General features: G+C 71.4%; 25 protein-coding genes and 1 tRNA gene. 10 read left to right on the top strand and 16 right to left on the bottom strand.

Going from position 1 to position 25,929, the window contains the following annotated elements; translation table 11 throughout:
- Positions 1–169: 169 nt before the first annotated feature.
- From cydD to K8Z49_RS29970, 4 genes are all read right to left on the bottom strand, one after another.
- On the bottom strand, positions 170–1,825 hold the full coding sequence (gene cydD, locus K8Z49_RS29985) for a thiol reductant ABC exporter subunit CydD (protein WP_021594130.1): 1,656 nt from the start codon (positions 1,823–1,825) through the stop codon (positions 170–172).
- Entirely contained in the window at positions 1,822–2,835 is a 1,014-nt protein-coding gene (cydB, locus tag K8Z49_RS29980; protein WP_021594131.1) for a cytochrome d ubiquinol oxidase subunit II, read from the bottom strand. Before cydB ends, cydD begins: the two co-directional genes overlap by 4 nt.
- 9 nt (positions 2,836–2,844) lie before the next feature.
- Positions 2,845–4,263 (bottom strand): cytochrome ubiquinol oxidase subunit I, encoded by a 1,419-nt coding sequence (locus K8Z49_RS29975; RefSeq protein ID WP_021594132.1) that lies wholly within the window; start codon positions 4,261–4,263, stop codon positions 2,845–2,847.
- Between the two features lie 172 nt (positions 4,264–4,435).
- On the bottom strand, positions 4,436–5,275 hold the full coding sequence (locus K8Z49_RS29970) for a S1 family peptidase (RefSeq protein ID WP_021594133.1): 840 nt from the start codon (positions 5,273–5,275) through the stop codon (positions 4,436–4,438).
- 178 nt (positions 5,276–5,453) lie between these two features.
- Between K8Z49_RS29970 and K8Z49_RS29965 the strand changes: the two genes are divergently transcribed.
- Positions 5,454–5,717, top strand: a complete 264-nt coding sequence (locus tag K8Z49_RS29965; protein ID WP_021594134.1) for a hypothetical protein — start codon at positions 5,454–5,456, stop codon at positions 5,715–5,717.
- 21 nt (positions 5,718–5,738) lie between these two features.
- Here the strand turns inward: K8Z49_RS29965 and K8Z49_RS29960 are convergent, their stop codons facing one another.
- The gene (locus K8Z49_RS29960) at positions 5,739–6,713 is read right to left on the bottom strand and encodes a helix-turn-helix domain-containing protein (RefSeq protein ID WP_412515798.1); all 975 of its coding nucleotides are present in this window, start codon (positions 6,711–6,713) and stop codon (positions 5,739–5,741) included.
- A 28-nt stretch (positions 6,714–6,741) separates the two neighbouring features.
- On the opposite strand from K8Z49_RS29960, the gene K8Z49_RS29955 reads away from it, so the two are divergent.
- Both K8Z49_RS29955 and K8Z49_RS29950 read left to right on the top strand, forming a co-directional pair.
- Positions 6,742–7,305 (top strand): rhodanese-like domain-containing protein, encoded by a 564-nt coding sequence (locus tag K8Z49_RS29955; protein ID WP_244938813.1) that lies wholly within the window; start codon positions 6,742–6,744, stop codon positions 7,303–7,305.
- Positions 7,306–7,506: 201 nt separating this feature from the next.
- Positions 7,507–8,982: a DEAD/DEAH box helicase gene (locus K8Z49_RS29950; RefSeq protein ID WP_033330710.1), complete on the top strand. Its 1,476-nt coding sequence runs from the start codon at positions 7,507–7,509 to the stop codon at positions 8,980–8,982.
- 84 nt (positions 8,983–9,066) lie between these two features.
- Here the strand turns inward: K8Z49_RS29950 and K8Z49_RS29945 are convergent, their stop codons facing one another.
- From K8Z49_RS29945 to K8Z49_RS29935, 3 genes are all read right to left on the bottom strand, one after another.
- The gene (locus K8Z49_RS29945) at positions 9,067–9,960 is read right to left on the bottom strand and encodes an alpha/beta fold hydrolase (RefSeq protein WP_181663398.1); all 894 of its coding nucleotides are present in this window, start codon (positions 9,958–9,960) and stop codon (positions 9,067–9,069) included.
- A 228-nt stretch (positions 9,961–10,188) separates the two neighbouring features.
- Positions 10,189–11,007 (bottom strand): acyltransferase, encoded by an 819-nt coding sequence (locus tag K8Z49_RS29940; RefSeq protein ID WP_021597053.1) that lies wholly within the window; start codon positions 11,005–11,007, stop codon positions 10,189–10,191.
- Positions 11,008–11,108: 101 nt separating this feature from the next.
- Positions 11,109–11,603: a hypothetical protein gene (locus tag K8Z49_RS29935; protein WP_021597054.1), complete on the bottom strand. Its 495-nt coding sequence runs from the start codon at positions 11,601–11,603 to the stop codon at positions 11,109–11,111.
- A 172-nt stretch (positions 11,604–11,775) separates the two neighbouring features.
- On the opposite strand from K8Z49_RS29935, the gene K8Z49_RS29930 reads away from it, so the two are divergent.
- Both K8Z49_RS29930 and K8Z49_RS29925 read left to right on the top strand, forming a co-directional pair.
- Positions 11,776–12,300 carry a peptidylprolyl isomerase gene (locus K8Z49_RS29930; RefSeq protein WP_021597055.1) on the top strand — a complete coding sequence of 175 codons (525 nt, stop codon included), beginning with the start codon at positions 11,776–11,778 and terminating at the stop codon, positions 12,298–12,300.
- A gap of 57 nt (positions 12,301–12,357) precedes the next feature.
- On the top strand, positions 12,358–13,254 hold the full coding sequence (locus K8Z49_RS29925; protein WP_024934685.1) for a rhomboid family intramembrane serine protease: 897 nt from the start codon (positions 12,358–12,360) through the stop codon (positions 13,252–13,254).
- Positions 13,255–13,390: 136 nt separating this feature from the next.
- On the opposite strand, the gene K8Z49_RS29920 is transcribed toward K8Z49_RS29925, so the two are convergent.
- Positions 13,391–13,699 (bottom strand): cell division protein CrgA, encoded by a 309-nt coding sequence (locus K8Z49_RS29920; protein WP_081842401.1) that lies wholly within the window; start codon positions 13,697–13,699, stop codon positions 13,391–13,393.
- Between the two features lie 58 nt (positions 13,700–13,757).
- On the opposite strand from K8Z49_RS29920, the gene K8Z49_RS29915 reads away from it, so the two are divergent.
- The 4 genes from K8Z49_RS29915 to K8Z49_RS29900 are packed head-to-tail and all read left to right on the top strand — an operon-like array spanning position 13,758 to position 16,033.
- Entirely contained in the window at positions 13,758–14,513 is a 756-nt protein-coding gene (locus K8Z49_RS29915; protein ID WP_021597058.1) for a DUF881 domain-containing protein, read from the top strand.
- A 24-nt stretch (positions 14,514–14,537) separates the two neighbouring features.
- Complete coding sequence (locus K8Z49_RS29910) at positions 14,538–15,182, top strand: class E sortase (RefSeq protein ID WP_244938814.1); 645 nt, start codon at positions 14,538–14,540, stop codon at positions 15,180–15,182.
- Between the two features lie 11 nt (positions 15,183–15,193).
- Positions 15,194–15,385, top strand: a complete 192-nt coding sequence (locus K8Z49_RS29905; protein WP_412515797.1) for a hypothetical protein — start codon at positions 15,194–15,196, stop codon at positions 15,383–15,385.
- A 6-nt stretch (positions 15,386–15,391) separates the two neighbouring features.
- Positions 15,392–16,033 carry an anthranilate synthase component II gene (locus K8Z49_RS29900; RefSeq protein ID WP_412515796.1) on the top strand — a complete coding sequence of 214 codons (642 nt, stop codon included), beginning with the start codon at positions 15,392–15,394 and terminating at the stop codon, positions 16,031–16,033.
- Between the two features lie 179 nt (positions 16,034–16,212).
- Here K8Z49_RS29900 and pknB read toward each other — a convergent pair whose 3' ends face one another.
- The 7 genes from pknB to K8Z49_RS29865 all read right to left on the bottom strand — a co-directional run bounded on the left by pknB (position 16,213) and on the right by K8Z49_RS29865 (position 25,552).
- Entirely contained in the window at positions 16,213–18,027 is a 1,815-nt protein-coding gene (gene pknB / locus K8Z49_RS29895) for a Stk1 family PASTA domain-containing Ser/Thr kinase (protein ID WP_021597062.1), read from the bottom strand.
- A 22-nt stretch (positions 18,028–18,049) separates the two neighbouring features.
- The gene (locus K8Z49_RS29890) at positions 18,050–19,516 is read right to left on the bottom strand and encodes a serine/threonine-protein kinase (protein ID WP_021597063.1); all 1,467 of its coding nucleotides are present in this window, start codon (positions 19,514–19,516) and stop codon (positions 18,050–18,052) included.
- The gene (locus K8Z49_RS29885; RefSeq protein WP_111832764.1) at positions 19,513–20,997 is read right to left on the bottom strand and encodes a peptidoglycan D,D-transpeptidase FtsI family protein; all 1,485 of its coding nucleotides are present in this window, start codon (positions 20,995–20,997) and stop codon (positions 19,513–19,515) included. The genes K8Z49_RS29890 and K8Z49_RS29885 overlap by 4 nt, the downstream gene beginning before the upstream one ends.
- 135 nt (positions 20,998–21,132) lie before the next feature.
- The gene (locus K8Z49_RS29880) at positions 21,133–22,719 is read right to left on the bottom strand and encodes an FtsW/RodA/SpoVE family cell cycle protein (protein WP_021597065.1); all 1,587 of its coding nucleotides are present in this window, start codon (positions 22,717–22,719) and stop codon (positions 21,133–21,135) included.
- Complete coding sequence (locus K8Z49_RS29875) at positions 22,720–24,291, bottom strand: Stp1/IreP family PP2C-type Ser/Thr phosphatase (RefSeq protein WP_111832765.1); 1,572 nt, start codon at positions 24,289–24,291, stop codon at positions 22,720–22,722.
- Entirely contained in the window at positions 24,288–24,785 is a 498-nt protein-coding gene (locus K8Z49_RS29870; RefSeq protein ID WP_021596782.1) for an FHA domain-containing protein FhaB/FipA, read from the bottom strand. The genes K8Z49_RS29875 and K8Z49_RS29870 overlap by 4 nt, the downstream gene beginning before the upstream one ends.
- Before the next feature lie 11 nt (positions 24,786–24,796).
- Positions 24,797–25,552, bottom strand: a complete 756-nt coding sequence (locus K8Z49_RS29865; protein ID WP_021596783.1) for an FhaA domain-containing protein — start codon at positions 25,550–25,552, stop codon at positions 24,797–24,799.
- 128 nt (positions 25,553–25,680) lie between these two features.
- On the opposite strand from K8Z49_RS29865, the gene K8Z49_RS29860 reads away from it, so the two are divergent.
- Positions 25,681–25,763 (top strand) — tRNA-Leu (locus tag K8Z49_RS29860).
- Positions 25,764–25,929: the final 166 nt, after the last annotated feature.

Raw genomic sequence — 25,929 nt, 5'->3', positions numbered from 1 at the left:
GTCCCCGGTATGGAGCGCGCGGTTGTTGCTGTGGCGGTTGCTGAGGCTGGTCATGTTGTGACCTTCGCGGGGGCGGGGGAGATCGCGCGGTGGGTTGAGTCATTTGCGGGGCCGCGGTGCGGTGCCTGTGGGGCCTTGGCGGGGAGCGTGTGGTGGTCGGTGGGGGTGGTCATGTTGTGACCTTTGTGGGGGTGAGGGGGATTACGCGGTCGGCCAGGGGGAGCAGGGTTGGGCGGTGGGCTACGAGGATCACTGTGCGGGACATCGCCAGCCGGGCGACGGCGTTGATCACCGCGGCCTCGCTCTCGCCGTCCAGGCCGGAGGTCGGTTCGTCCAGCAGGAGGAGCGGCGCGTCGCGGAGGAAGGCGCGGGCCAGGGCGATGCGCTGGCGCTGGCCCGCGGACAGGCCGGTGCCGCGGTCGCCGAGCGGGGTATCGAAGCCGGACGGCAGCGCCTCGATGAAGGAGAGGGCGTTCGCGGCCTCCGCGGCGGCATGGACCTCGGCGTCGGAGGCGTCCGGACGGCCCAGGCGGATGTTCGCGGCGACCGAGCCGGCGAACAGGTACGGGCGCTGCGGGACCCACGCGATCTGCGCGCGCCAGGCGTCCGGGGAGAACGTGGCGAGGTCGTCCCAGTCGACCAGGACGCGGCCCGAGTCGGGCCGGACGAAGCCCAGCAGGACCGAGAGGACGGTCGACTTGCCCGCGCCGCTGGGCCCCACCAGCGCGACCGTTTCGCCCGGATGGACGGTCAGCGAGAAATCGTCGAGGGCGGGGGCGTCGCGGTCGGGGTAGGTGACCGTCACGTCCTCCAGGCGGAGTGTCGCGCGGGCCAGGCCGGGGACGTCCGGGCGCGTCCCGGAGGCGGGCGGTGGCGTTTCGAGGACCTCGAAGACGCGCGAGGCGGCGGTGAGGCCCTCGACGCTGGCGTGGTACTGCGCGCCGACCTGGCGGAGGGGCAGGTACGCCTCCGGCGCCAGGATCAGGACGAGCAGCGCCGTCTCCAGGCCGAGCCCGCCCTCGACCAGCCGCAGCCCGATCGAGACGGCGACGAGGGCGACGGAGAGGGTCGACAGCAGCTCCAGGACCAGGGCCGACAGGAACGCGATCCGCAGGGTCGACATGGTGGCGCGCCGGTGGCGGTCGGTGATCTCGCGGATCCGGCCGGCCTGGGCGCGGGCGCGGCCGAAGATCTTCAGCGTGGGGAGCCCGGCGACGACGTCCAGGAAGTGGGCGGACAGGAGCGAGAGGGTCCGCCACTGGCGGTCCATCTTCCGCTGGGTGGTGAGGCCGACGAGGATCGCGAAGACGGGGATGAGCGGGAGCGTCGCCGCGATCGTCACGGCCGACAGCCAGTCGCCCAGAAGGATCCGCGCGCCGACGGCGACGGGCACGATGACCGCGAGGACGAGCTGCGGCAGGTACCGGGAGAAGTAGTCGTCGAGGGCGTCGATCCCGCGGGTGGCGAGGGTGGCGAGCTCGCCGCTGCGCTCGCCGGACAGCCAGCGCGGGCCGAGGCCGAGGGCGTGCGCGAGCAGCCGGCGCCGCAGCTCGGACTTCACGGCGGCGGACGAGCGGTGCGCCGCGACCTCGGCCAGCCACGCGACGAGCGTCCGCGCCAGCACGACGGCGAGCAGGAGCAGCATGGGGGTGCGCAGGTCGGCGAGCGACGCGCCGTCCAGGAAGGCGCGCGTGAGCATGGCGGCGAGCAGGGTCGCCTGCGCGATGATCAGGCCGGCGGTGGCGGTGCCGAGCGCCACGGACGCCAGCAGGAAGAGCCGCGTCGTCCGGGCGTACCGCAGCAGCCGGGGGTCGAGGGGTTTCATGCGACCGGTTCCGGCGGCTTCACGGGGATGTGGGACGTGCTGATCCGCTTGCGGAACACCCAGTACGTCCAGCCCTGATAGATCATCACGATCGGGGTGAACACGGCCGCGACCCACGTCATGATCGTCAGCGTGTAGTCCGACGAGGCGGCGTTCGTCGTGGTCAGCGAGCCGGTGTCCAGGGTGGACGGCAGCACGTCCGGGAACAGCGAGGTGAACAGGGTCGCGACCGCGAGCACGATGGCGGCGCCGGTGCCGATGAAGGCCCAGCCCTCCCGGCCGCGCCGGTTGGCGGCGGCGGCGAGGAGCAGCCCGGCGGCGGCGCCCGCGGCGGTCAGCCACGTCACCGGCTTGCCGTACTGGAGCTGGGTGACCAGGAGGAAGCCCCCGCCGGCGACGAGGGCGGCGACGGCGGCGAAACCCGCGATGCGGCGGGCCCGGAAGCGGATCCCTCCGGAGGTCTTGAGCGCGAGGAACACCGCCCCGTGCAGGACGAAGAGGATCATCGTGGTGAGCCCGCCGAGCAGCGCGTACGGGCTGAGCAGGTCGCCGAGGGTCCCGACGTACTCGTGGTCGGCGTCCAGCGGCACGCCGCGGACCATGTTCGCGAACGCGACGCCCCACAGGAACGCGGGCACGAGGCTGCCCCAGAAGATCGCCTTGTCCCAGCGGGAGCGCCAGCGGGCCTCGTCGCGCTTGCCGCGGTACTCGAAAGCGACGCCGCGGATGATCAGCGCGAGCAGGATCGCGAGGAGGGGCAGGTAGAAGCCGCTGAACAGGGTGGCGTACCACTCGGGGAACGCGGCGAAGGTGGCGGCGCCGGCGACGATGAACCACACCTCGTTGCCGTCCCATACCGGGCCGATGGTGTTGATGACGACGCGGCGCTCGACGTCGTCCCGGCCGAGGACGGGCAGCAGCATGCCGACGCCGAAGTCGAACCCTTCCAGGAAGAAGTAGCTCGTCCAGAGGAAGGCGATGACGATGAACCAGACGGTCGTGAGTTCCATGGCCGGCTCTCAGTAGGCGAACGCGAGCGAGCGCTCGGAGTCGGAATCGGAGTCGGGGTCGCCCGGCGGCGGGGGCAGCACCTCGTTCTCCGAGGGCGGCCCGGCCTTGGCGTACTTGAGCATCAGGCCCGTCTCGATGACGAGCAGGACGCTGTACAGCGCGGTCAGCGAGATGACCGAGATGAGCATCGAGGACGGCGTGACGCCGGGCGAGACGCTCGCGGACGTCTTCATCAGTCCGAACACCGACCAGGGCTGGCGGCCCATCTCGGTGAAGATCCATCCGGCGGAGTTGCCGATGAAGGGGAGCGTCAGCGACAGCATTCCGATCCGGTACACCCAGGGACTGGACGGCAGCCGCCCGCGCCGCAGCAGCCACAGCCCGGCCAGCGAGACGAGCGCGGTGAGCATCCCGACCCCGACCATGATCCGGAAGTTCCAGTAGATGACCGGGACGAGCGGCCGGTAGTCGCCGGGCCCGTACCGGGCCTCCTCGGCGGCCTGGACGTCGTTGATGCCCTTGACCTCGCCGTCGAGGGTGCCGGTGGCGAGGAACGACAGGACGCGCGGGACCTTGATTCCGAAGACCTCCTCGTCGCCGTCCAGCGTCCCGACCGTGAAGATCGAGAAGGAGGCGGGCTGCTCGGTCTCGTAGAGGGCCTCGGCCGCGGCCATCTTCATCGGCTGCTGTTCCGTCATGACCTTGCCCTGGAAGTCGCCGGAGACGGCGACGCCGATCGAGGCGACCGCGGTGACGGCCAGCGCGAGCTTCAGCGACGGCCGGAACACCTCGACGTTCTTGCGGCGGGCGAGGTGCCAGGCGGAGACGCCCGCCATGAACATGCCGCCGGTGACGAACGCGGCGGTGATGGTGTGCGGGAAGGCGACGAGGTGGGTGGAGTTGGTCAGGACGGCCCAGAAGTCGGTGAGGACGGCGCGTCCGGTCTCGGGGTCGATCCGGTAGCCGACCGGGTGCTGCATCCAGGAGTTGGCGGCGAGGATGAAGTACGCGGACAGCAGCGTCCCGACGTGCACGATCCAGATGCAGGCGTTGTGGATCCGCCTGGGCAACCGGTCCCAGCCGAAGATCCACAGGCCGAGGAAGGTCGACTCGACGAAGAAGGCGAGCAGGCCCTCGATGGCGAGCGGCGCGCCGAAGATGTCGCCGACGAACCGGGAGTAGTCACTCCAGTTCATGCCGAACTGGAACTCCTGCACGATGCCGGTGACGATCCCCATCGCGAAGTTGATCAGGAAGAGCTTGCCCCAGAACTTGGTGGCCCGCAGGTAGGCGGTCTTGCCCGTCCGCAGCCACGCCGTCTCCAGCACCGCGACGAGCGCGGACAGCCCGATCGTCAGCGGGACGAACAGGAAGTGGTAGACGGTGGTGATCCCGAACTGCCACCGTGCGATGTCGACCGAGTCCATGGGCGCGTGCCTCTCCGGCTCATCTACTACAAGCTGTAGTACTACATCCTGTCAGACATACTACGAGCTGTAGTACTACGCGCCGTGGTTAGTTCCCTCACAGCGAGGCCCGCGGCCGGTCGGGGCCGCGGGCCATGGAGGGGAGGCGCTGGTCAGCGCGAGAGACGGGGCGTCAGCCGCGCGGGACGAGGCAGCCCTGGCGGTCGTAGTCGATCACGCTGCCGGGCGCGATGCAGGCGGCCAGGATGTGGGTCTGCTGGCCGTACCCGATGCCCTCGTGCACCGTGACGTTCCCCGACTCGTCGACCTCGCACGGGTTGTTCAGCGTGCAGCGTCCGCCGTTCTCGTTCATGGTGTTGTTCGCGCCGATGACCTTGCCGGACGCGGCGTCGACGACCGGCGAACCCGACGTCCCGCCGATCGTGTCGCACTCGGGCGTGTAGCGCAGCGAGTCCTTCCATGTCCACTGGGACTCGCGAACACGGTAGGCGAAGCCGTCGAGGCGGCAGGAGTAGATGCGCCTCCAGTAGCCGGAGACGACGCGCAGGTCGGTCCCGGACGCCGGGCGCTGCAGCGACAGCTCCAGCGCGGGAACGCCGTACGACTGCTGGATGCTCGCGTAGCTGGTGTTCAGCCGGTACAGGGCCACATCGGTGTCGGTCATGGTCGCGTACAGCATCGTCGTCGCGCGCAGGGTGCCCAGCGACCCGCTGCCACTCGGGTCGAGCAGCGTGAACGTGCGCTGGGACGCCCGGTTCGTGATCACCTGGCCGGCAGCGGGCATGCCGCCCTCGTAGCAGTGCCCGTTCGTGAGCACGAGCGCCGGGTCGCCGTCGGCGGCGCCGGGGGCGCGCACGAGGGAGCCGGAGCAGTTGCTGAGGGCGACGATCCCGGTGAAGTCGACGGCGGCCTTGGGCGGGGCGGGAGCGGCGGTCGCGGTGGACGGTCCGGCGGTGACCGCCGCGGCGCCGAGGAACGCGGCGGCGAGCACGCCGAGGAGGCGTCTGTGCATGGCGGGGGGTCCTCTCCGTCGAGGTGGGGCAGCGTGATGCTAACCAGGCCTCTGGCGGACGGGAAGGGCCAAGCAGAGCGAACTGGGACGACTCTCCGAATCAGGCACGCATTGCACAACCGCCGCCGCCCGACGTCCTCGGCTGTCCATGATCCGCCGGCGGTTCTAGACTCCGCCCATGGAACTCAGGGACGCGACGCGCATGATCCTCACCGAGTCGGCGGCGCATCCGGAGCTGCTCCGGGTGACGCGGGACGCGCACGACCGGCTCGCCCGCGGCGGCGAGGTCCCCCACGCCGACCTGAGCTGGATGCTCAGGGAGGCCGCCCGCAAGAACGTCTACCCCGCCCTCCACGCCCGGTACGGGGCGGCCGCCTTCGACCGGATGGTCGTCACCCTGGGCCGCGAGATCGACCGGCAGGCCCCCGTCCACCCCCGCTGAGCAAGCCGGGGCCCCGTCCGGTCAGAGGCCGGTGCGGAAGGTGCGCCGGTAGGCGGACGGGGACGTCTGCATCGCCCGGACGAAGTGGTGCCGGAACGTCGCCGGGCTCTCGAACCCGACGGCCGCGCCGACCTCCTCGATGGGCGCCGTGCCGTCCTCCAGTAGCGGCAGCGACGCCAGGACGCGCTGCCTGACCACCCAGCGGAGCGGACTCGTCCCGGTCCGCCGGCCGAAGCGCCGGATGAACGTGCGGGGCGCGAGGCACGCCTCCCGGGACATCCGGGCGACGGTGATCGGCTCGGCGAGATGCGCGAGCGCCCACGCCATGGCCCGCGCGACCGGATCGTCCTCGTCGGGAGGCGACACGGCGGCCTCCACGAACTGCGCCTGGCCGCCGTCCCGGTGCGGCGGGACGACCAGGCGGCGCGCCACCGCGTTCGCGATCCGGGCGCCGTGGTCCTTGCGTACGAGATGCAGGCACATGTCGAGCCCTGCGGCGCTTCCCGCCCCGGTGAGCACGTCGTCGCCGTCGACGTAGAGGACGTCCGGCGTCACGCGCACCGCGGGGAAGCGCCGCCGCAGCAGGTCCGCGTACCGCCAGTGCGTGGTGGCCTCCCGCCCGTCCAGCAGGCCGGCGGCGGCGAGGGCGAACGCGCCCGAGCAGATCGACACGACGCGGGCGCCCCGCGCGTGCGCCTCCCGCAGCGCCGCGACGACCCCCGGCGGCGGATCCCGCCGGACGTCGGGGACGGCGACGACCAGCACGGTGTCCGCCGCCGCGAACGCGTCCAGCCCGTGCTCGGCGGTCATCGTGAAGCCGCCGACCGCGCGCATCGGGCCGCGTTCCGGCGAGCAGACCCGTAGGTCGTACCAGGGGACGCCGAGCTCGGGACGGGGCAGCCCGAACACCTCGACGACCGTGCCCAGCTCGAACGGCGCCATCCGGTCGAACGCCAGCACCGACACCGTGTGGCGCCGGGACGGTGGGACGGGCATGGCGAGATCTTAGCGATGATGGGCGTTCGTGCCACTCCCGCTCGACGTCCGCTCCACCGAGGATCGGTCCCGAACCCCGAGCAACGACCCGAGCGACGACCCGAGCAACGAGGAGCCCGCGATGGCCACCGTCCCCGCGCCCGAAACCGCATCCGCCGCGACCGCCGATGAGGCCCGCCGGCATTTCGCCGCCCGCCTCGCCTTCGAGACCGACGTGTCCGACGTCGCCGCCGCCCTCGCCGCCGGCACGCCGGGCCTCGTCGTCGTCGACACGCGCAGCGCGGAGAGCTGGGCGCAGGGCCATGTCCAGGGCGCCGTCCACCTGCCCACCGCCGAGATCGCCGGACGGGCCGCCGCGCTCCTCCCCGAGGACGCCACCGTCGTCGTCTACTGCTGGGGTCCCGGCTGCAACGGCGCGCAGAAGGCCGCGCTGGAGTTCGCGAAACTCGGCCGTCCCGTCAAGGAGATGCTCGGCGGGTTCGAGTACTGGGCGCGCGAAGGTCTCCCGGTCGAGACGGGTGGCGGCGTCGTCACGCACCGTTCCCCCGACCCGCTCACGGCCCCTGTGACGGGGGTCTCCTGTGCCTGCTGAGCAGGGGATGACGCATGTTCCCTCGGGGACGGGGCATAAGGACGGCCCCCGGCGACGTTAGACTCTAGGAATCACTCTTCGACGCCGACCTTGGCGTCAGGCTCGTCCTTGCAGGCCACGCACACCGTGGTGCCTCCCGAGACGTGCCCCCCTCTCGGAAGGTAATGCGTGACCACAGCTGCCGCTGCACAGAACCCGTCCATGCCCGCGACCGCGGACGAGGAGCGGGTTCCCACCTTCGCCGAGCTCGGCCTCCCGCCGGTGCTGGTGAACGCCCTGGCCCGCCAGGGCATCGACGCGCCGTTCCCGATCCAGGCCGCCGCGATCCCCGACGTCATGGCGGGACGCGACGTCCTCGGACGCGGTAAGACCGGCTCCGGCAAGACCCTGGCGTTCGGCCTTCCGCTGCTCGCCCGGCTCTCCGGCCGCAAGGCCGCCCCGAAGCGCCCGCTGGCGCTGATCCTGGTGCCGACCCGCGAGCTCGCCCAGCAGGTCCAGACGAACCTGGAGCCGCTCGGCCGCGGGCTCGGCCTCCGCTTCAAGACCGTCATCGGCCAGACCTCGATGTTCAAGCAGATCGACGCGCTGCGCCGCGGCGTCGAGGTCCTGGTCGCCACGCCCGGCCGGCTCAAGGACCTGATGCGGCAGGGCGCCTGCGACCTGTCCGACATCGAGATCGCCGTGCTGGACGAGGCCGACCACATGGCCGACATGGGCTTCCTGCCAGACGTCACCGACATCCTGGACGCCGCCAAGCCCGGCGGGCAGCGGCTGCTGTTCTCCGCCACCCTCGACAAGGACGTGGACGTCCTGGTCAGGCGGTACCTGAACGACCCGGTGACGCACGCCATCGGCCCGGTGGACGAGTCCGTCGACACGATGGACCACCACCTCCTCCTGGTCGCGCCCAAGGAGAAGGCGGCCGTCACCGCCGAGATCGCCAACCGCGAGGGCCGGACGATCCTGTTCGCCCGCACCAAGCACGGCGTCGACCGGCTCGCCAAGCAGCTCGTCCAGGCCGGCGTCCGCGCGGCGGGCCTGCACGGCGGCAAGAGCCAGGGCCTGCGCACCCGCACGCTCGCCGAGTTCCGCGAGGGATCCATCAGCGTCCTCGTCGCCACCGACGTCGCCGCCCGCGGCATCCACGTCGACGACGTGTCCCTCGTCATGCACGTCGACCCGCCCGCCGACCACAAGGACTACATGCACCGCGCGGGCCGCACCGCCCGCGCCGGCGAGCGCGGCACCGTCGTCACGCTCGTCCTGCCGCACCAGGTGCGCGCCACGTCCTCGATGACGCGCCGGGCCGGCATCAACGCGCCCCGCATCCGGGTGAGCACCGGCGACGCCGAGCTGGTCAAGCTGACCGGCGCCCGGCCGCCGTCCGGCATCCCGATCGAGGGCCCGATCATCCCCGAGCGGCCGGCCCGTCGCGAGGGCGGCCGGGGACGTCCGGGCGGGCGGCGCGGCCGGCCCGCGCGCTCCTTCGACCGCGGCGAGGGCGGCGGCCGGCGCCGCGAGGGCGACGGCGGGCGCGGCGAGCACCGCTCCTACTCGTCCGGCGACCGGCACGGCGGCGGCCCCCGCACCGGCGGCGGCTCCCACGGCGCCCGCCGGGGCGGCCCGTACAACGGCAACCGCCGCGACGGCGACCGCCGTACCGCACGCTCGAACTGACCGCCCTAGAACGAACGGAACAGGCCCCTGGCTTCGCGCCAGGGGCCTTGTTCACGCGGGCCGCACTTCGCGGCCGGGGAGCGCTCAGCGCGCGGCCTGCGCGGCTACGCGCTGGATCGACTTGACGGCGACCTCGGGCTGGTCCGTGTAGATGTAGTGCTCGCTCTTCTTGGCGACGCGCAGCGAGCTGTCGCTGGACAGTTCGAGCCACTTGCGCTGGCCCTCGGTCCATGCCTGCTCCAGGCTCTGTCCGTACTGCGGGACGGCGCTGAGGTACGGCTTCCCGTGCTTGACCACCTCCACCGGCATGTCGCCGGCGGAGGCGACCTTCCCGTCCTTGATGACGAGCTGCTCCGGGTTCTGGCCCTTGAAGAGCGCGATGTACTGCGCCCGCAGCTGGGCGGCGGGGCCGGTGGCGGACGCAGGGATGATCTTCGTCAGGTCGGCGACCATGGTCGACGGGGTGGCGTCCAGGAGGACCAGGCCCTTGACCTTGTCCTGGTGCTCCGGGGCGTACCGGGCGCCGATGAGCCCGCCGAGGGAGTGCCCGGCCAGGACGACCGGGGCGTCGCCGGCGACCTGGTCGAGGACCCCGGTGAGGACCTTCCCGGAGCTCGTGAAGTCCTGGGGGCCGTCCGGCTTGTCGCTCTTGCCCGCGCCGAGGCGGTCATAGGAGCAGACCCGGTTCTTCTCGCTCAGGGTCTTCTGCAGGGCGGCCATCTTGTCCAGCCCGTCGCCCCCGCCGTGCAGGAGGACGACGACCGGCTTGCCGTTCGCCTCGCCCGAGCAGGACACGTTCACCGACTTGCCGCCGACCTCGATCTTCTTCGTCCCGGTGAAGGAGCCGGCGGCGGGCTTCGGGGAGGAGGCGAAGGGGTCCCAGTCCTCCCCCGTGCTGTCGTCGCAGCCGACGAGTCCCGCACCGAGCACGGTGCAGCACACGGCGGTGACGGCGGCGGTCCTGATCTTGCGAAGCATGGTGTCCTCCAGCGGGAGCGGTGCCCGGAAAGGGCCGGGGGGATTTCGCGGCTGGGGCGCCGCGGCTACGTGGAGAACGCTATGGAATCGGCAGGGCGCGGATCGTCACCGTGCGGTGGACAATCGCGGGTAGCTCGCACGGGGGACAACGGCGGCCGGGCGGAACACGCGCGACCGCGGAACACGCCCGATCGCGGGACGGCTCGCCCCGGAACCCGCCGGCGTTCCTCAGCCGGCTTCCTCGCTGAGCACGTCCTCGGAGCCGGAGGCGGGGCCGGGGGATTCCTCGCGCAGCTTGTCCTGGAGGATCTGGAGGCCGTCCAGGCCGTCCACCGAGAGGGCGGCGAGCTCGTCCAGGGACATCAGGGGGCCGCTGCGCAAGGGCGGCTGCCAGCCGAGCTCCTTGTCGTGGCTGCGCAGGATCTTCGCGGGAACGCCGCCGATGACCGAGTGGTCGGGGAACTCGCCGCGGACGACGGCGCCGCCCGCGACCGCGACGTTGCGGCCGAGCCGCGTGCCGGGAAGGATGATCGCGCCCGTGCCGATCCAGCAGCCGTCGCCGATCACGACCGGGTTGTTCTCCGGCCACTGCCGCCCGATCGGGGTGTGCAGGTCCCCGTAGGTGTGGTTCTGGTCGGTGATGTAGACGTTCGGGCCGGTGAAGACGTCGTCGCCGATGTCGATGGACTGGTGGCCGACGATGTGGGTGCCGCGGCCGAGCGAGCAGCTCGCGCCGATCCGCACGATGACGTCCGGGCCGAGGTCCAGGCCCGGGACGAACCCCGCCGAGATCGTGACGTGGGTCCCGACGAGCGTGTGGTCGCCGATCGAGATCCACGGCTCCCCGTAGATCGCGCCGACGGGGAAGCCGATGCACGCGCCCTCGCCGAGGTAGGCGAACCTGCGGCGGCCCGGCGTGTGCGGGGTGATCTCCCCGTGCCGCTGCAGCCACTCCCAGCCGCGGTGCAGGGCCGTGTGCGCGCCCTGGCGGGCCCGCTGCCTCACCCGGGCGGTCAGCCCGTGCAGGACGGAGCGCTTCGGCGACATGGCGTTCACCGTACCGGGTGGTAGCAACCCCCGTCCCGCAGGGCCGCGGCCACGCAAAAGGGCCCGGCCGTGCACGGCCGGGCCCCCTTCCCCTGTGCGGGTCAATGCGGCGACTGCACCTCTCCGTCGACATCGGCGCCGGTGACCGTCATGGAGTCGGCCGAGGTGGCGTCCTCCCGGTGCTCACCGGAGCCCTTCGTCATGTCGCGGATGGCGCCGCGCCGCGTCGCGACCACGCCGGCCACGCCGACAGCCGCGACGGCGCCCATCATCGCCATGAGGGCGCCACGCCCGGACTTCGCCGGTTTCGGGGGTTCCACCCGTCCGGCGGCGTCGTTGAGCAACGTGCTCACCCGCGGGGCCAGCCCGCTCTCCACATACCGGGCCGCGCTCCGGAGTCTCGGTGCGCTCCATCCGCGGGCGACCATGATGCGCTCGCCCGCGACGGGGCCGATCCGCCCCGCCATGTCGGAGGCCCGCCCCGCCACGTCGGAGGCGCCCTGCCGCCACAGCACGCTGCGGTGCCGGGCCGTCTCCTGGACGCGGCCGAACCGGGAACGGACTTCGTCCTGCGGCTTCCGGCGGATACTGATCATTAGGGACACGCTAACCTCCCTGTTTGCGAGGTCCTGTCAAGCAGCCTTCCCCGCGAACGGGAGGTAAACCCCGTGAACGTGATCGAATGTTCACACAGGGTGACGGATTCGGCTCTGGCCGAGACCGCGCGTCGAGACGTCCCACAATCCATTCCATGAGGAGGCGGCCAGCGTGGCCAACGAGATCTTCGCGACGCTCACCACGTCGCAGGGCAAGATCGTGATCCAGCTCTACCCGGAGCACGCGCCGGAGACGGTGGCGAACTTCGTCGAGCTGGCGGAGGGCTCCCGCACCTGGACCGACCCGCGCACCGGCCAGAAGTCGGACAAGCCGCTCTACAACGGCACCATCTTCCACCGCGTCATCAAGGACTTCATGATCCAGGGCGGTGACCCGCTCGGCACCGGCACCGGCGGGCCGGGCTATGAGTTCAAGGACGAGTTCCACCCGGACCTGAAGTTCAACCGCCCGTACCTGCTGGCGATGGCGAACGCGGGGCCCGGCACCAACGGCTCCCAGTTCTTCATCACGCTGAGTGTCGCGCACACCCAGCACCTGACCGGCCGGCACACCATCTTCGGCAAGGTCATCGAGGGCACCGACGTCGTCGACCGGATCGGCGGCCTCCCGACGGGACGGATGAACCGTCCGCAGGAGGACGTCGTCGTACAGTCGGTGACGATCGAGCGCCGTTAGACGTTCTCACGGTGAGACCCCGCGACGGGTGCCACCGCATCGGCCAACGGAGCCCTGATGAGCACAGACCACGGTCACGCCCCTGAGACCTCGGTGCCGACCTGCTACCGGCACCCGGGGCGCGAGACGTACGTGCGCTGCACCCGGTGCGACCGCTACATCTGCCCGGACTGCATGCGGGACGCGGCGGTGGGCCACCAGTGCGTGGAGTGCGTCGCCGAGGGGAACCGGGGCGTCCGCCGGGCGGTGCCCCGGACGGCCCTCGGCGCGCGCGGTCCCGCGTCGGCCACGCCGGTCGTGACGTACACGCTGATCGGCGCGTGCGTGGCGGCGTACCTGGCGGAGCTGTCGTCCTGGCGGGTCGTCTGGGAGTTCATGATGCTCGGCCGGGGCGTCCTGCCGGACGGGGACGTCGGCGGGGTCGCCGAGGGCGAGTGGTACCGGCTGTTCACCACGATGTTCCTGCACCAGCGCGGCGGGTCGTTCGGGATCACCCACATCCTGTTCAACATGTGGGCGCTGTGGGCCGTCGGCCCCGCGCTGGAGCAGGTGCTCGGCAGGTGGCGCTTCCTGGCCCTGTACGTCCTGTCGGGGCTGGGCGGGTCGGTGCTGCTGTACCTGGTCGGCTCGCCCGGCGACTCGGCGGTCGGCGCGTCCGGGGCCATCTTCGGGCTGTTCGGCGCCTACTTCGTGATCGGCCGCCGGCTCGGCGGGCCGGTCGGCCCCATCGTGGTGCTGCTGGTGCTCAACCTGGTGATCACGTTCTCGGTGCCGGGCATCTCCTGGCAGGGGCACGTCGGCGGGCTCGTGGTGGGCGCGGCGCTGGCCGCGGCGTACGCCTACGCGCCGGCCGCGCGGCGGACGCTGGTGCACGTGGCGGCGCCGCTGGTCACGCTGGCGCTGCTCGCGGCGCTGGTCCTTGTCAGGACGGCGGAGCTGAGTCCGGCGGTCTAGCCGCGCTCGGACGGCGGGCGAACGCCGCGGGCGCCGCTCACGCGGCGGCGTCCGCGGCACCGCGCCTGTGGAAAACCGTTGTGGAAAACCTGGGGAAAGCCGGGGTGGGAGATCCCCAACCTGTGGATAACCGCGGTCAGCGCCAGCGGGTCGACAGGATCACACCGAGGATGATGGCCGTGAAGCCGATCCCCAGGTTCCAGTTGTGCAGGTCGGTCATGTACGGCACGTCGGTGCCGGTGCTCGCCGTCACGTAGAAGACGGCGATCCAGATCAGCCCGACCAGCCACAGCCCCACCATCGTGGGCACGAGCCAGCGCGGGCTGACCTCGGGTGCCTTCGACTTCTGCGGCGGGGTGTAGACGGCCTTCTTGCGCACTTTGGACTTGGCCACGGCGGTTCGATCTCCTCGGGCGTCCGGCGGCCGGAGCGCCGGACCGCGCATGGGTGGTTTGTCGGTTAGCGTAGTCGCTGGTGAGCACTGTCTGATGAGCAGATTCTCGATGAGCAGCGTACGGCGTCCAGCGTGGGGAAGCATCATCCCAGTTCTCACGCTTCTCGCGGGAGTCCTGTTCGCGGCGAGCGCGAGCACGGCCCGCGGCACGAACCTGCGCGAGCAGGGCCGCACCAGGATCACCGAGCTGATCACCGCGGAGCAGCGCCGGGGCCGCGAGGAGCGCGCCGAGTACCGGCGGCTGCGCGCCCAGGTCGACGCCATCTCCCGGGAGGCCGGACGGCACGACGCCCGCGTGCGCGAGGCGCGGGAGGAGGCCGACCGGCTCGCGGCCGGCGCCGGGTTCACCCCGTACACCGGCCCCGCCGTCAGCGTCACGCTGGACGACGCGCCGGCACCGGAAGCGGGCCGCCTTCCCCACGGGGCCCGGCCGGACGACCTCGTGGTGCACCAGAGCGACGTCCAGGCGGTCGTGAACGCGCTGTGGGCCGGCGGCGCGCGGGCGATGCAGATCATGGACCAGCGGGTGATCTCCACGAGCGCGGTGCGGTGCGTCGGCAATACGCTGATCCTCCAGGGCGTCGTGTACTCCCCGCCGTTCCGGATCATCGCCGCGGGCGACCCGGACCGGCTGCGCGCGGCGCTCGGCGCGTCCGAGGAGATCGCGATCTACCGCAGGTACGTCCGGGCCTACGGGCTCGGCTACGCGGTGCGGAGCCTGGAACGCGCCACGTTGCCGCCCTACACCGGCAACGTGACGATGAAGCACGCTACGGTACCGACGGCGCCGCCCAAGGGCGGCTAGCGCTCGGCAGGAGGAGGACGCGCGGTGCGGACGGTGATCCGTGGCATGGGCGAACTGTGCATCACCGCCGGGCTGATCCTCATGCTGTTCGTGACGTACGAGCTGTGGGGCACGGGCCGGTACACGCAGGGCGCGCAGGACCGCCTCGGCGACGAGATGCTGAAGAACTGGCGGGACGGCCGGGTCACCACCGAGAAGGTCAGGCTCGGCAAGGGGCTCGCCATGATCCGCGTCCCCCGCTTCGGGAAGGGCTACCACTTCGTGGTCATCGAGGGCGTCGGCCGGGAGGACCTGCGCAAGGGCCCCGGCCACTATCCCGGCACCGCGCTGCCGGGTCAGGTCGGCAACTTCGTGGTCTCCGGGCACCGGACGACCTACTCGGCGCCCTTCAACCGGCTCGGCGAACTCGACCGCGGCGACCGCATCCTGATCGACACCCGCGAGCGGCAGTACGTGTACACGGTCACCGACCGCAGGATCGTGAAGCCGTCGGCGACGGAGGTGACCGCGTCCGTCCCGTTCCATCCGAAGCGGCGGCCGACCGAGCGGCTCATCACGCTCACCACCTGCCACCCGAAGTACTCCGCCGCCAAACGCATGATCGTGTTCGGTGAGCTGGCCGAGTCCAGGCCCCGCGTCGCGGCCGCGTCGCAGGCCGCCGGAACGTAGGAGGAGGTCCCGTGTACGCCTGGATCTGGCGCCGCCTGCCCGGCGCCTGGCAGACCAAGACCGCCACGGCGGCCGGCCTGCTCATCGCGGTCGCCGCCCTCCTGTGGTACGTGGTGTTCCCCTGGGTCGAACCCAAGGTCCAGTTCGACCACGGGGTCGTGCAGACCCCGGCGCCGTCCGGCACCGCCACCCCGGGCGGCTGACCGGCCGTGCGCGTCCTCGTCGTCGACAACCACGACAGCTTCGTCTACAACATCGTCCAGTACCTGCGGGAGCTCGGCGCCGACTGCGTGGTCAAGGACCGTTCGGACGTCGCCGTCGCGGACGCCGCCCGCGTGGCCGGCGTCCTGCTGAGCCCCGGTCCCGGGCACCCCGCCGACGCCGGCGTCTGCCTCGACCTCGTCCGGGACGCCGAGCGCCGCGGCACCCCGCTGTTCGGCGTCTGCCTCGGCCACCAGGTGATCGCGCACGTGCACGGGGCCGCGGTCGGCCGCGCGCCGGAGATCGTCCACGGCTCCACGAGCGAGATCCACCACGACGGCGCGGGCGTCTTCCGGGGCCTGCCCGACCCCTTCCCCGCGACCCGCTACCACTCGCTCGCCGTCCGTCCCGGCACCGTCCCGCCGGATCTCCTGGACGTGACCGCCCGCACCCCCGACGGCGTGATCATGGGCCTGCGGCACCGCACCCGTCCCGTCGAGGGCGTCCAGTTCCACCCGGAGTCGGTGCTCTCGCGGCACGGTCACCGGCTCCTGCGCAACTGGCTCTCCTCCTGCGGTGACCCGCGGATGCGCGGCGGGGGCGGGCCCGCGGCGAGCCCTTCGCAGGCTCCGCCGGAAAATATCGGTTGAAATCCGTAACGTCCCAAGGCGCGGTGACGAAGACCATATCGAGGGCTTCCGCCATTGCCCCCGAGTGGCGGAGGCCCTCCTCGCGTCCTGACGACACGACGCCGAAGGGCCCCGCCTCCCGATCCGGGAGACTGGGCCCTTCATCGTCGGGCGGCACGGCACCGTCCGGGCGGGACGGGTCAGCCGTCGTCGTTACCGCCGGGGAAGCCCGGGAAGCCCGGCGTCGGGCTCCCGCCGGGACCGCTCGGCGGCGGCGACTGCGGCTTCTCCGCCACGAAGATCGTCACCGTGTCGCCGGGCGCGACCGTCGCGTCCGGACCGGGCTGCTGGTTGAACACGAAGCCCGGCGCGACCTGCGGGTTCGTGGACGGGCCCTTCTGCACGTTGCACTTCAGCCCGAGGCCCTGCAGCTTCGCGCACGCGGCCCGCTGGCTGTTGTTGAACAGGTCCGGCACCTTCAGGTTCGTCGGCCCGTTGGACACCGTCACCGTCACGGTCGAGTTCTTCGGCGCCTTCGACCCGCCGGCCGGGTCGGTGCCGATCACGTTGAGCCGCGGGACGCTGTCGCTCGACTCGACCTTCCTCTCGACCTCGAAGCCGCGCTCCTCCAGCAGCTTCTTCGCCGCCGCGTACGGCTTGCCGGTCACGTCCGGCACCTCGACCTCCGTGGGCGGCTTCTTGCCCTTGGAGACCAGCAGCGTCACCGTGGCGCCCTGGGCCGCGTTCGTGCCGGGCTCCGGGTCGGAGCTGATGACGTACCCGCGCCGGATGTCGTCGCTGTAGTCCGTCCTCGGCTCGCCGACCTTGAAACCGAGCTTGGTGAGCTGCGCCGTCGCGTCGCTCTGCGACACGTTGACGATGCTCTGCGGGACCGCGACCTGCTGCGCCTTGTCGGTGTCGCTCATCATCCAGCCGATGAGCGCAGCGCCGCCGATGAACAGCACCGCGAGCCCCAGCCACAGCGCCGCCTTCTTCCCGGCGCCGCCGCGTCTCTCGTCATCGTCGTCGTAGTGAGCGGGCGGCAGGCCGTACCCGTCGTCCGGCGGGCGCCGCACCTGCGTGCGGGCCGGGCCGCCGTACGCGCCCATCACCTGGGTGCCCTGCGGCTGCGCGCCGCCCATCAGCATCGTGGACGCCGCCGTCGACGCCACCGGCTGCCCCTGCAGGACGCGCTGGATCTCCTGCCGGAACTCCGTCGCGTTCTGGTAGCGGTGGTCGGCCTCCTTGGCCATCGCCTTCAGCACGATCGCGTCCGCCCACTGCGGGATCTGCGGGTCCACCTGCGACGGCGGCACCGGCTCCTCCCGGACGTGCTGGTAGGCGATCGCGACCGGGGAGTCGCCGGTGAACGGCGGCTTGCCGGTGAGCAGCTCGTACAGCACGCAGCCCGTCGAGTAGATGTCGCTGCGGGCGTCGACCCGCTCGCCGCGGGCCTGCTCCGGCGACAGGTACTGCGCGGTGCCGATCACCTGCGCGGTCTGCGTCATCGTGGCCGCCGAGTCGGCCATGGCGCGGGCGATGCCGAAGTCCATGACCTTGACCTCGTGCTGCCGGGTGAGCATCACGTTGGCCGGCTTGATGTCGCGGTGCACGATCCCGCCGCGGTGGCTGTAGTCCAGCGCGCGCAGGATGCCGTCGGTGATCTCCAGCGCCTTGTCGGGGAGCAGCGCGCGGTTCTCCCGCAGCAGGTCGCGCAGCGTGCTCCCGTCCACGTACTCCATCACGATGTACGGGATCGGCGTGTCTGCGATCATGTCCTCGCCGGTGTCGTACACCGCGATGACCGAGGGGTGGTTCAGCGACGCGGCCGACTGGGCCTCGCGCCGGAACCGGGCCTGGAACGTGGGGTCACGAGCCAGGTCGGACCGTAGCGTCTTGACCGCGACGACGCGATCGAGGCGCAGGTCTCGGGCACGGTAGACCTCGGCCATGCCGCCCCGCCCGATCACTGTTTCGAGCTCGTAGCGGCCGCCGAGCAGCCGAGGTTGACTCATATGTGCACTTTCCCTCGTACGTCTACACCTTGTCTCCTGAACCTAGCTTCCCGTCCGGTGTCGGCGGGGGATCCGGGCTCGGAGTTGACGGATTCGTGGGGCTCTCCGTCGGTGTGGGTGTCGGCTCAGGGGCGGTGGGAGTCGCCCGGGGCGGATTCGTGGATGGCTTGCGTGTGGGGGACGTCCGAGGCGCCCCTTGCGTTGACGGACGGATCCTATGCGTCCGGTGCGGTGGTGGAACAGCCGGCCTCGTACCGCTGCGGCTCCGGTGCCTCGGCGGGGAGTGCTCCGGCGGCGTGCCGCCGGGCTTCGCCGTGGGATCGCTCACGCCGTCGTCCCCGACCGGGAGGGTCGCCGGGGTGGCGGGCGGGTCCCGCTCGTCCTTGCCGGACCCGGCGAAGGCGAGCCCCTTCCACAGGGAACCGATCACGATGACGCAGACCAGCAGGGCGGCCGCGACGGACACGTACGCCAGCACCGTGCGCCGTTGCCCCGGCACTGACCCGTTGGCGAGGCTATCCGCCCCTGACGTGTCGTCAAATCCCGACAAAGCCGACGATTGGGTAACGATGTGCGTGCCGCCGGCCGCGGAGTGCCGGCCCGGGCCCGGACGGGCCGCACCGGACCGTCCCGGACGGGGCGGCCCCGCCGGGACCGCGCTGATCCGGCCCGTGCTGAGGCCCGCCCGGATCGCCAGCGCGCGGGCCGCGACCGTGTGGGCGTCCGCCGGACGGTCCCGCGGCTCCTTCGCCAGCATCTCCATGACCAGCTCGCGGGCCTCCTCCGGGACCCGCGCCGGCAGCTCCGCCGGCGCGTCCCGGACGTGCTTGAGCGCCACCTCCACCGGCGTGGGCCCGTCGAACGGCGGCGCGCCCGTCAGGCACTCGTAGGCCACCACGCCCAGGGAGTACAGGTCCGCCGCCGGGGACAGCTTCAGTCCCTGCGCCTGCTCCGGCGAGATGTAGTGCGCCGTCCCCATGACCATCCCGGTCTGGGTCTGCGACGCCGCCGCCAGCCGCCGCGCGATCCCGAAATCGGTGATCTTCAGCCTGCCGTCCGGGGAAACCATCAGGTTCGCCGGCTTGACGTCGCGGTGCACGATCCCCGCCTCGTGCGCGACCGTCAGCGCCCGCCCCGCCTGCACGATCAGGTCGAGGACGGCCTCCACCGGCAGCCCGCCGTCGCGCGCCAGGATCTCGTCCAGCGGCTCACCCGCCACCAGCTCCATCACCAGGAAAGTCCGGCCGTCCTGCTCGCCGTAGTCGAACGCCCGCGCGATCCCCGGATGCCGCAGCTCCGCCGCGAACCGGGCCTCCGACTCGAACCGGCCCCGCGCCCGCATGTCCGAGCCGAGCTCCAGGCGCAGCAGCTTCACCGCGACCTGCCGCCCGGCCGCCTCGTCGGACGCGCGCCAGACCTCGCCCATCCCGCCGATCGCCAGCCGCTCCAGCAGCCGGTACCGGTGGTTCAGGACGAGGTCCGCACTCACTTCTGCAGGACCTTAGCCATGATCGCGCCCGCGATCGGGCCCGCGTCACCGGCGCCCGAGCCGCCGGCGACCTCGGTCATGACGGCGAACGCGTAGCGCGGGTTCTCGGCGGGGCTGAACCCGACGAACCAGTTGGCGTTCGGGTTGCCGGGGCCCTGCTCGGCGGTACCGGTCTTGCCGGCGATCCGCATGCCCTGCAGGTTCTTCGCCGTGCCCTCGGAGATCACCGCGCGCATCATGTCCTGCAGCTGCTCGGCCTGGTCACCGGTCATGCCCTCGCCGAGCTCCTTCGACGAGGCGTTGTAGAGCTCGCTCTGGTCCTTGGCGCGGACCTTCTGCACCACGTACGGGCTCATGATCTTGCCGTCGTTGGCGATCGAGCAGGCGACCAGCGCCATCTGCAGCGGGGTGGCCCGCACGTTCTCCTGGCCGATGCCGGACCGGGCCGTCCCGTCCTTGCCGGTCGGGGTGGTCTTGCCCTCGGCGTCGGTGTAGGCCACCGGGACGTCGCTCTCGGCCGCGTACATGTCGGGCTCCAGCTGGATGCGCTCGCCGAACCCGAACTTCGTCGCGCCCTCGTGGAGCTGCTCGATGCCGAGGTCCAGCGCCATCTTCGCGAACGAGGTGTTGCAGGACTCGGCGAACGCGCCGCGCAGCGGGGCCGTCCCGGCGCAGTTGCCGGTGTCGTGGGAGTTCGGCAGCGGGCGGCCCGACTCCGGCAGGATCAGCTGCCCGGTGTTCACCGTCGACGAGCTGTTGAGGCCGAGCTTCTGCATCCCGATCGCCGACACCACCGCCTTGAACGACGAACCCGGCGGGAACGTCTGGCTCATCGCGTTGTCGACCAGCGGCTTGACGACGCCGTTGCCCTGGTCGAGCTGCTCCAGCCGCTGCCCGCCCTTCTCACCGGTCTGCGGGGCGACCTCGTTCGGGTCGAACGACGGCCACGACGCCGCCACCTTCACCGCGCCGGTCTCCACGTCGATCACCACGGCGCCGCCGCGGCGGCCCTGCGTCGTCTTCGCCTTGAGCTGCTGGTACGCCGTCCGCTGCGCCTGCGGGTCGATCGTCAGCTCGACGTTCGCGCCCTCGGCCTTCTTGCCGATGAAGGTGTCGAACCAGCGCTGCTGCGTGATCCGCTTGTCCTTGCCGCCGAGCAGCGAGTTGTAGGCCCGCTCCACCTGCGTCGCGTTCCCGTTGAAGTACCCGGTCACCGGCGCGAAGATCGGGCCGTCCTTGTAGGTGCGGCCGTACTTCGGGTTGTCCTTGCCGGTCTCCTTCGACGTCACCAGCACCTCGCCGCCGGCGGAGATCTGGCCGCGCGGAGAGTTGAACACGTCCGCGTACTGGCGGCTGTTGCGGGCGTCGGTGCGCAGGTCCTCCGCCTGGCTGCCCTGGACGTAGTTGACCTGCGCCATCAGCCCGAAGAACAGCAGCAGCGCGAAGATCGCCACCCGCCGGACCGGCTTGTCCATGTTCATTGGGCCTCGCTCCGCTCGGCTGCGAGCGAGCCCGGGAAGGTGCTGCCTTCCCTCGTCGCGTGCTCGCTCCTTCGTCGCTCCGCGCGCTCCTCAGTCCAGGCAGCACCGGCTCGCTCGCTGTTCATTGGACGAAAGTCACCTCGTGCTCACGATCTGGGTCATGCCCTCGTCCTGGATCGCCTGCGGGGCCGGCTTCCGAGCGTCATGGCTCATCCGCACCAGAATCGCGATCAGGATCCAGTTGGCCATCAGCGACGAACCGCCCTGGGACAGGAAGGGCGTCGTCAGGCCCGTCAGCGGGATGAGCCGTGTGACGCCCCCGACGATCACGAAGACCTGGAGGGCCAGCACGAACGACACACCGCCCGCGAACAGCTTCAGGAACGGGTCCCTGGCCGCCACGGCGGTCTTCATCCCGCGTTGCACGATCAACGCGTATACCAGCAGCAACACCATCAGCCCGGTCAGCCCGAGCTCCTCGCCCAGCGAGTCGAAGATGAAGTCGCTGAACGACAGCGGCGTCCGCCACGGCTCGCCCTGGCCGAGGCCGGTGCCGAGCACCCCGCCCTGGGCCAGCGAGAACAGGCCCTTCATCAGCTGGGCGCTGTCGGAGTACTCCCCGCCCAGCTCGGCGCAGGCGGAGAAGCCCGGGGAGACGCTGCCCTGCGCCTTGAACTTCTTGTAGATGTCGGTGTCGGGGTTGACCGGGACGACCTTGCCGTTCTCCAGCAGGCATCCGCCGTCGAAGTACGGCTTCGGGTTCTGCCAGATGTCGATGCGCTGGTTCACGTGCCCCATGAACGGCAGCAGCGTCGCGATGAACACGCCGATCGCGAGCAGGCCGACGCCGATGAAGACCCACGAGACCCGCTGCGTCGCGATGTACAGCATCGAGATGAACAGGCCGAAGAACAGCAGCGCGGTGCCGAGGTCCTTCTGCATGAACAGCACGCCCAGGCAGAAGAACCAGATCACCATGATCGGGCCGAGGTCGCGGGCCCGCGGCAGGCTGATCGGGCCGACCTTCTTGCCGATCAGCGACATCGCCTGCCGCTTGTTCACCAGGTAGCCGGCGAAGAACACGACCAGCAGCAGCTTCGCGAACTCGCCCGGCTGCACCGAGAACGGGCCCACGGAGATCCACACGCGGGCGCCGTTGATCTGCTGGCCGATGCCAGGGACGATCGGCAGCAGCAGGAGGATGACCGCGGTGAGCCCGATCAGGTACGTGTAGCGCTGCGCGGTCTTCGGGGTGAACGACACCGGCGCGTCCGGCTTCTCGGTGTCGCGCATGATGACGACGGCGGCGACGAACAGGCCGATGCCGACGAACGTCCACATCAGCTGGCTCGGCGCGTCGGCCGCGTCCTCCAGCAGCTTCTTGCCGGCCGCCGCCGCGGCCTTGCGGTCGCTGCTGGTGTCCAGGTCGAGCCGGTAGATCATCGCCAGCCCGATGCCGTTCAGCGCCACCGCGAGCGGCAGCAGCAGCGGGTCGGCGTACGGGGTGAACTTCGCCTGGGCGAAGTAGGCGACGAACGCCAGCACCGCCAGGCCGCCGCCGTAGATGAACAGGCCGCCCGGGATGTTCCCGTCACGGGCCAGCCCCACCTCCGCGAACGCCGACAGCGTCAGGATCATCGCGAAGACGAGCAGTGCCAGCGAGGCCGCGTTGCGGCGCTGGTACGGCAGGTGCGCCCTGATCTGTTCCCCGATGGAGTGCATCTACGAGCTCCCCCCGCTGGAGGGACAGTCCTTGATGGTGGAGTTGCGCTGCTTGCACTCGTTGCGGCGGGTGTTGAGCTCGTTCAGCTTGGCCTCGGCCGCGCTCTGCCCGATGAACACCAGGCTGCCCTTGGCGACCGCGTCGACATCGGACGCGGGCAGCTCCGCGACCGGGACGTCGGTGGCCTTCACCGTGGCCTGCTTGCAGTTCTGCTGGCCCTTGCCCTTGAGGATGGCGACCTTGCCGTTCTCCTCGACGAGTGAGTACTTGCAGACGGCGTCCTCAAGCTGCTTGAGCGCCTTCGGGCCGTTGACGGTGTAGGTGTCCTTCACCTGCTGCTGGAGGTCCTGCGGGAGGTCGGCGACGAGGATCGGCTGCTTCGGCTGGTCCTTCGCGGCCGCCTTGCGGGACAGGCTGATGAGCGGCACCTTCTGCGTCGTCCCGCGGAACAGCACGACCCGGCCGTCCTCGGCGCCGACGTAGTAGCCGTTCCGGACGTTCTGGACGAGCACGAACCCGCCCGCCACGACCCCGATGACGACCACGCCGGCCACCACGACCAGCCACGTCCAGCGGCGCGCGCCGCCCCGCCGCGCCTGGGGGGCCGCCTGCATCGGCGCCGGCGGGGCGCCCATCGGCTCGTTCCGCGGCATCGCCGCGTGCGGCGGCGGCATCTCGTCCACGGCCACCGGCGGCTGCGGGCGCGTCTCGCGCAGCTGCGCCGCCCGCCCGGCCGGGGTGTCGGCCGCCGTCGTGTTCGCGCCGGGCCCGCCGCCCGGCGGCTCCGGCGGGGCCGCGTTCGCCGCCGCGCCGACCGCGTGGCCCGGCCCGCCCGTCGGCGGCTGCCGCTCCAGGTCGACGACGTCGGCGACGACGCAGGTGATGTTGTCGGGGCCGCCGCCCCGGTTCGCCAGGTCGATCAGCTGCCGGACGGCCTGCTCCGGGTCGTCCACGTCGGTCAGCACCTGGAAGATCGTCTCCGCGGTGACGACGCCCGACAGGCCGTCCGAGCACAGCAGGTACCGGTCGCCGACCTTCGCCTCGCGCAGCGACAGGTCGGGGTCGACCTCGCCGCGGCCGTCCAGGGCCCGCAGCAGCAGCGAACGCTGCGGGTGCGACGCCGCCTCGTCCGGGCTGATCCGCCCCTCGTCCACCAGCGACTGCACCAGCGTGTGGTCGTGCGTGATCTGGAAGAGGCTGCCGTCCCGCAGCAGGTACGCGCGGGAGTCCCCGATGTGCACCAGGGCGACCTGGTTGCCCGCCCACAGCATCGCCGTCAGCGTCGTGCCCATCCCTTGCAGGGCCGGGTCCGACTCCACGATGCGGTGCAGGTTGTCGTTCGCCGTCTTGACGGTGTGCTCCAGCGCGGCCAGCAGCTCCGTCGCCGGCAGGTCCTTGTCGAGCGCCCGCAGCGCCTCGATCGCCGCGGCGCTCGCGATCTCGCCGCCGACGTGCCCGCCCATCCCGTCGGCCACGGCGAGCAGGTGCGCGCCCGCGTACGCCGAGTCCTCGTTGCCCTCGCGCAGCATGCCCACGTCGGAGCGCGCGGCGTAGCGGATTCCCAGAGTCATTTGCGCAGCTCGATCACGGTCTTGCCGATACGGACCGGTACGCCCGGCGGGACCGGCATCGGCCGGCTCACCTTCGTGCGTCCGAGGTACGTCCCATTGGTCGAGCCGAGATCTTCCACGATCCACTGACCGTCCTGCGCGAAAATTCGGGCATGCCGGCTCGAAGCGTAGTCGTCGGTCACGACCAGCGTGGCGTCATTCGCCCGGCCGATGGTGATGGGCACCCCCGTGAGGTCGATGACGGTGCCGGCACGTTCGCCCTGCACCACCACCAGCTTCGTCGGGGCGCCCTGCTGGGCGCTGCGCTGCTGCCGCGGCGGCTTCGGCTGCCGCGCCGCCTTCGGGGGACGTGGCTGGGACGCCCGCGTCGCGGCCTTCGTCGCGGCCTTGGAGCCGAACAGGTCGGCCCGGATCACGCCGACGGCCGCGATGACGAAGAGCCAGAGCACCGCCAGGAACGCCAGCTTGATCAGCGTGAGGGTGAATGGGGACATCGGAGTCGGGGTTACTCCCTATCGCGGCGGAACACAAGGGTGGTCCGGCCCATCGTGACGCGGGAGCCGTCGACCAGCGTGACCCGCCGGATCGGCTGCCCGTTCACGAACGAGCCGTTGGTCGACCCTAGATCCACGAGAGCGATTTCGGGACCTTCTACACGGATCTCGGCATGGTGCCGTGACACGCCAGGATCGACGAGACGCAGGTCGCAGTCCGTGCCGCGACCGAGCAGGGTCACAGGGGTGTTGATCTCATAGGTGCGCTGAGTCGTGTCGGATCCCTCCACCGCCGTCGTCACCAGCAGCCGCGGATGGCCGCCGAACACTCCGCCGCGGCCGCCCTGCGGAACGTCGCTCACCGGCTGGCGGATCTCCCCGCCCTCCACCGTCGAGCCCCGGATCACCCCGGACCGGATGCGGAACATGCCCGTGGCGAGATCCCCCGCGTTCTCGAACCGCACACGCACCGGGCCCACGAAGGAGTACCCCTGCTCCTTCGCGTACTCGCGCGCCAGATTCGCCAGCTCCTGGCTCAGGCTGTCGGCGTACACCTGCAGCCGCTGCCCGTCCTGCTGAGAGATCTCGACGACGAAGTCGTTCGGAACGAGCGTGCGGCCCTGTGCCACGATCGCCGCCCGATCGTCCATCTCGCGCTGCACAGCACTGGCCACCTCGACCGGCTGCAGCTCAGACTTGAAGGCACGGGCGAAGGCCCCTTCGACCATGCCCTCGAGCCTTCGCTCGAAGCGCTGAATGACGCCCACGGGCACCTCCCTTCCCCACTGGTAGACGATCGTATCGGTGCGAAGGTTCGCTCGGCGTATCTGGATACCTAACCACCGCATCACCCGTGCTAGCCTTTTCAGGCGCCCGGAAACGGGACGGCACCCTTGGGCGGGTGGCGGAACGGCAGACGCGCACGGTTCAGGTCCGTGTGTCCGAAAGGATGTGAGGGTTCAAATCCCTCCTCGCCCACGAACGAGTTGGGAGTGGTGTGCCCGCGGAGAGCGCGGGCCGCCACTCCTTCGTCATGTTGACCCGGGGGGCGACCCCCGGACCCCCGATGTGGGGGCTCCGCCCCCACGCCCCCTGCCGGTTGCCGTCGGCGCGCATGGGTCCGCTGGTGCGTGGTTCGGTATTG

It is taken from the genome of Actinomadura madurae (genome assembly GCF_047130825.1).
GTDB lineage: Bacteria > Actinomycetota > Actinomycetes > Streptosporangiales > Streptosporangiaceae > Spirillospora > Spirillospora madurae.
This window is presented reverse-complemented; position numbering and strand designations above follow the sequence as displayed.

Excerpts from the sequence above, each read along its gene's own strand:
- cydD (WP_021594130.1), bottom strand. The coding sequence starts at position 1,825 with ATGAAACCCCTCGACCCCCGGCTGCTGCGGTACGCCCGGACGACGCGG.
- cydB (WP_021594131.1), bottom strand. The coding sequence starts at position 2,835 with ATGGAACTCACGACCGTCTGGTTCATCGTCATCGCCTTCCTCTGGACG.
- K8Z49_RS29975 (WP_021594132.1), bottom strand. The coding sequence starts at position 4,263 with ATGGACTCGGTCGACATCGCACGGTGGCAGTTCGGGATCACCACCGTC.
- K8Z49_RS29970 (WP_021594133.1), bottom strand. The coding sequence starts at position 5,275 with ATGCACAGACGCCTCCTCGGCGTGCTCGCCGCCGCGTTCCTCGGCGCC.
- K8Z49_RS29965 (WP_021594134.1), top strand. The coding sequence starts at position 5,454 with ATGGAACTCAGGGACGCGACGCGCATGATCCTCACCGAGTCGGCGGCG.
- K8Z49_RS29960 (WP_412515798.1), bottom strand. The coding sequence starts at position 6,713 with ATGCCCGTCCCACCGTCCCGGCGCCACACGGTGTCGGTGCTGGCGTTC.
- K8Z49_RS29950 (WP_033330710.1), top strand. The coding sequence starts at position 7,507 with ATGCCCGCGACCGCGGACGAGGAGCGGGTTCCCACCTTCGCCGAGCTC.
- K8Z49_RS29945 (WP_181663398.1), bottom strand. The coding sequence starts at position 9,960 with ATGCTTCGCAAGATCAGGACCGCCGCCGTCACCGCCGTGTGCTGCACC.
- K8Z49_RS29940 (WP_021597053.1), bottom strand. The coding sequence starts at position 11,007 with ATGTCGCCGAAGCGCTCCGTCCTGCACGGGCTGACCGCCCGGGTGAGG.
- K8Z49_RS29935 (WP_021597054.1), bottom strand. The coding sequence starts at position 11,603 with ATGATCAGTATCCGCCGGAAGCCGCAGGACGAAGTCCGTTCCCGGTTC.
- K8Z49_RS29925 (WP_024934685.1), top strand. The coding sequence starts at position 12,358 with ATGAGCACAGACCACGGTCACGCCCCTGAGACCTCGGTGCCGACCTGC.
- K8Z49_RS29920 (WP_081842401.1), bottom strand. The coding sequence starts at position 13,699 with ATGCGCGGTCCGGCGCTCCGGCCGCCGGACGCCCGAGGAGATCGAACC.
- K8Z49_RS29915 (WP_021597058.1), top strand. The coding sequence starts at position 13,758 with ATGAGCAGCGTACGGCGTCCAGCGTGGGGAAGCATCATCCCAGTTCTC.
- pknB (WP_021597062.1), bottom strand. The coding sequence starts at position 18,027 with ATGAGTCAACCTCGGCTGCTCGGCGGCCGCTACGAGCTCGAAACAGTG.
- K8Z49_RS29885 (WP_111832764.1), bottom strand. The coding sequence starts at position 20,997 with ATGAACATGGACAAGCCGGTCCGGCGGGTGGCGATCTTCGCGCTGCTG.
- K8Z49_RS29880 (WP_021597065.1), bottom strand. The coding sequence starts at position 22,719 with ATGCACTCCATCGGGGAACAGATCAGGGCGCACCTGCCGTACCAGCGC.
- K8Z49_RS29875 (WP_111832765.1), bottom strand. The coding sequence starts at position 24,291 with ATGACTCTGGGAATCCGCTACGCCGCGCGCTCCGACGTGGGCATGCTG.
- K8Z49_RS29870 (WP_021596782.1), bottom strand. The coding sequence starts at position 24,785 with ATGTCCCCATTCACCCTCACGCTGATCAAGCTGGCGTTCCTGGCGGTG.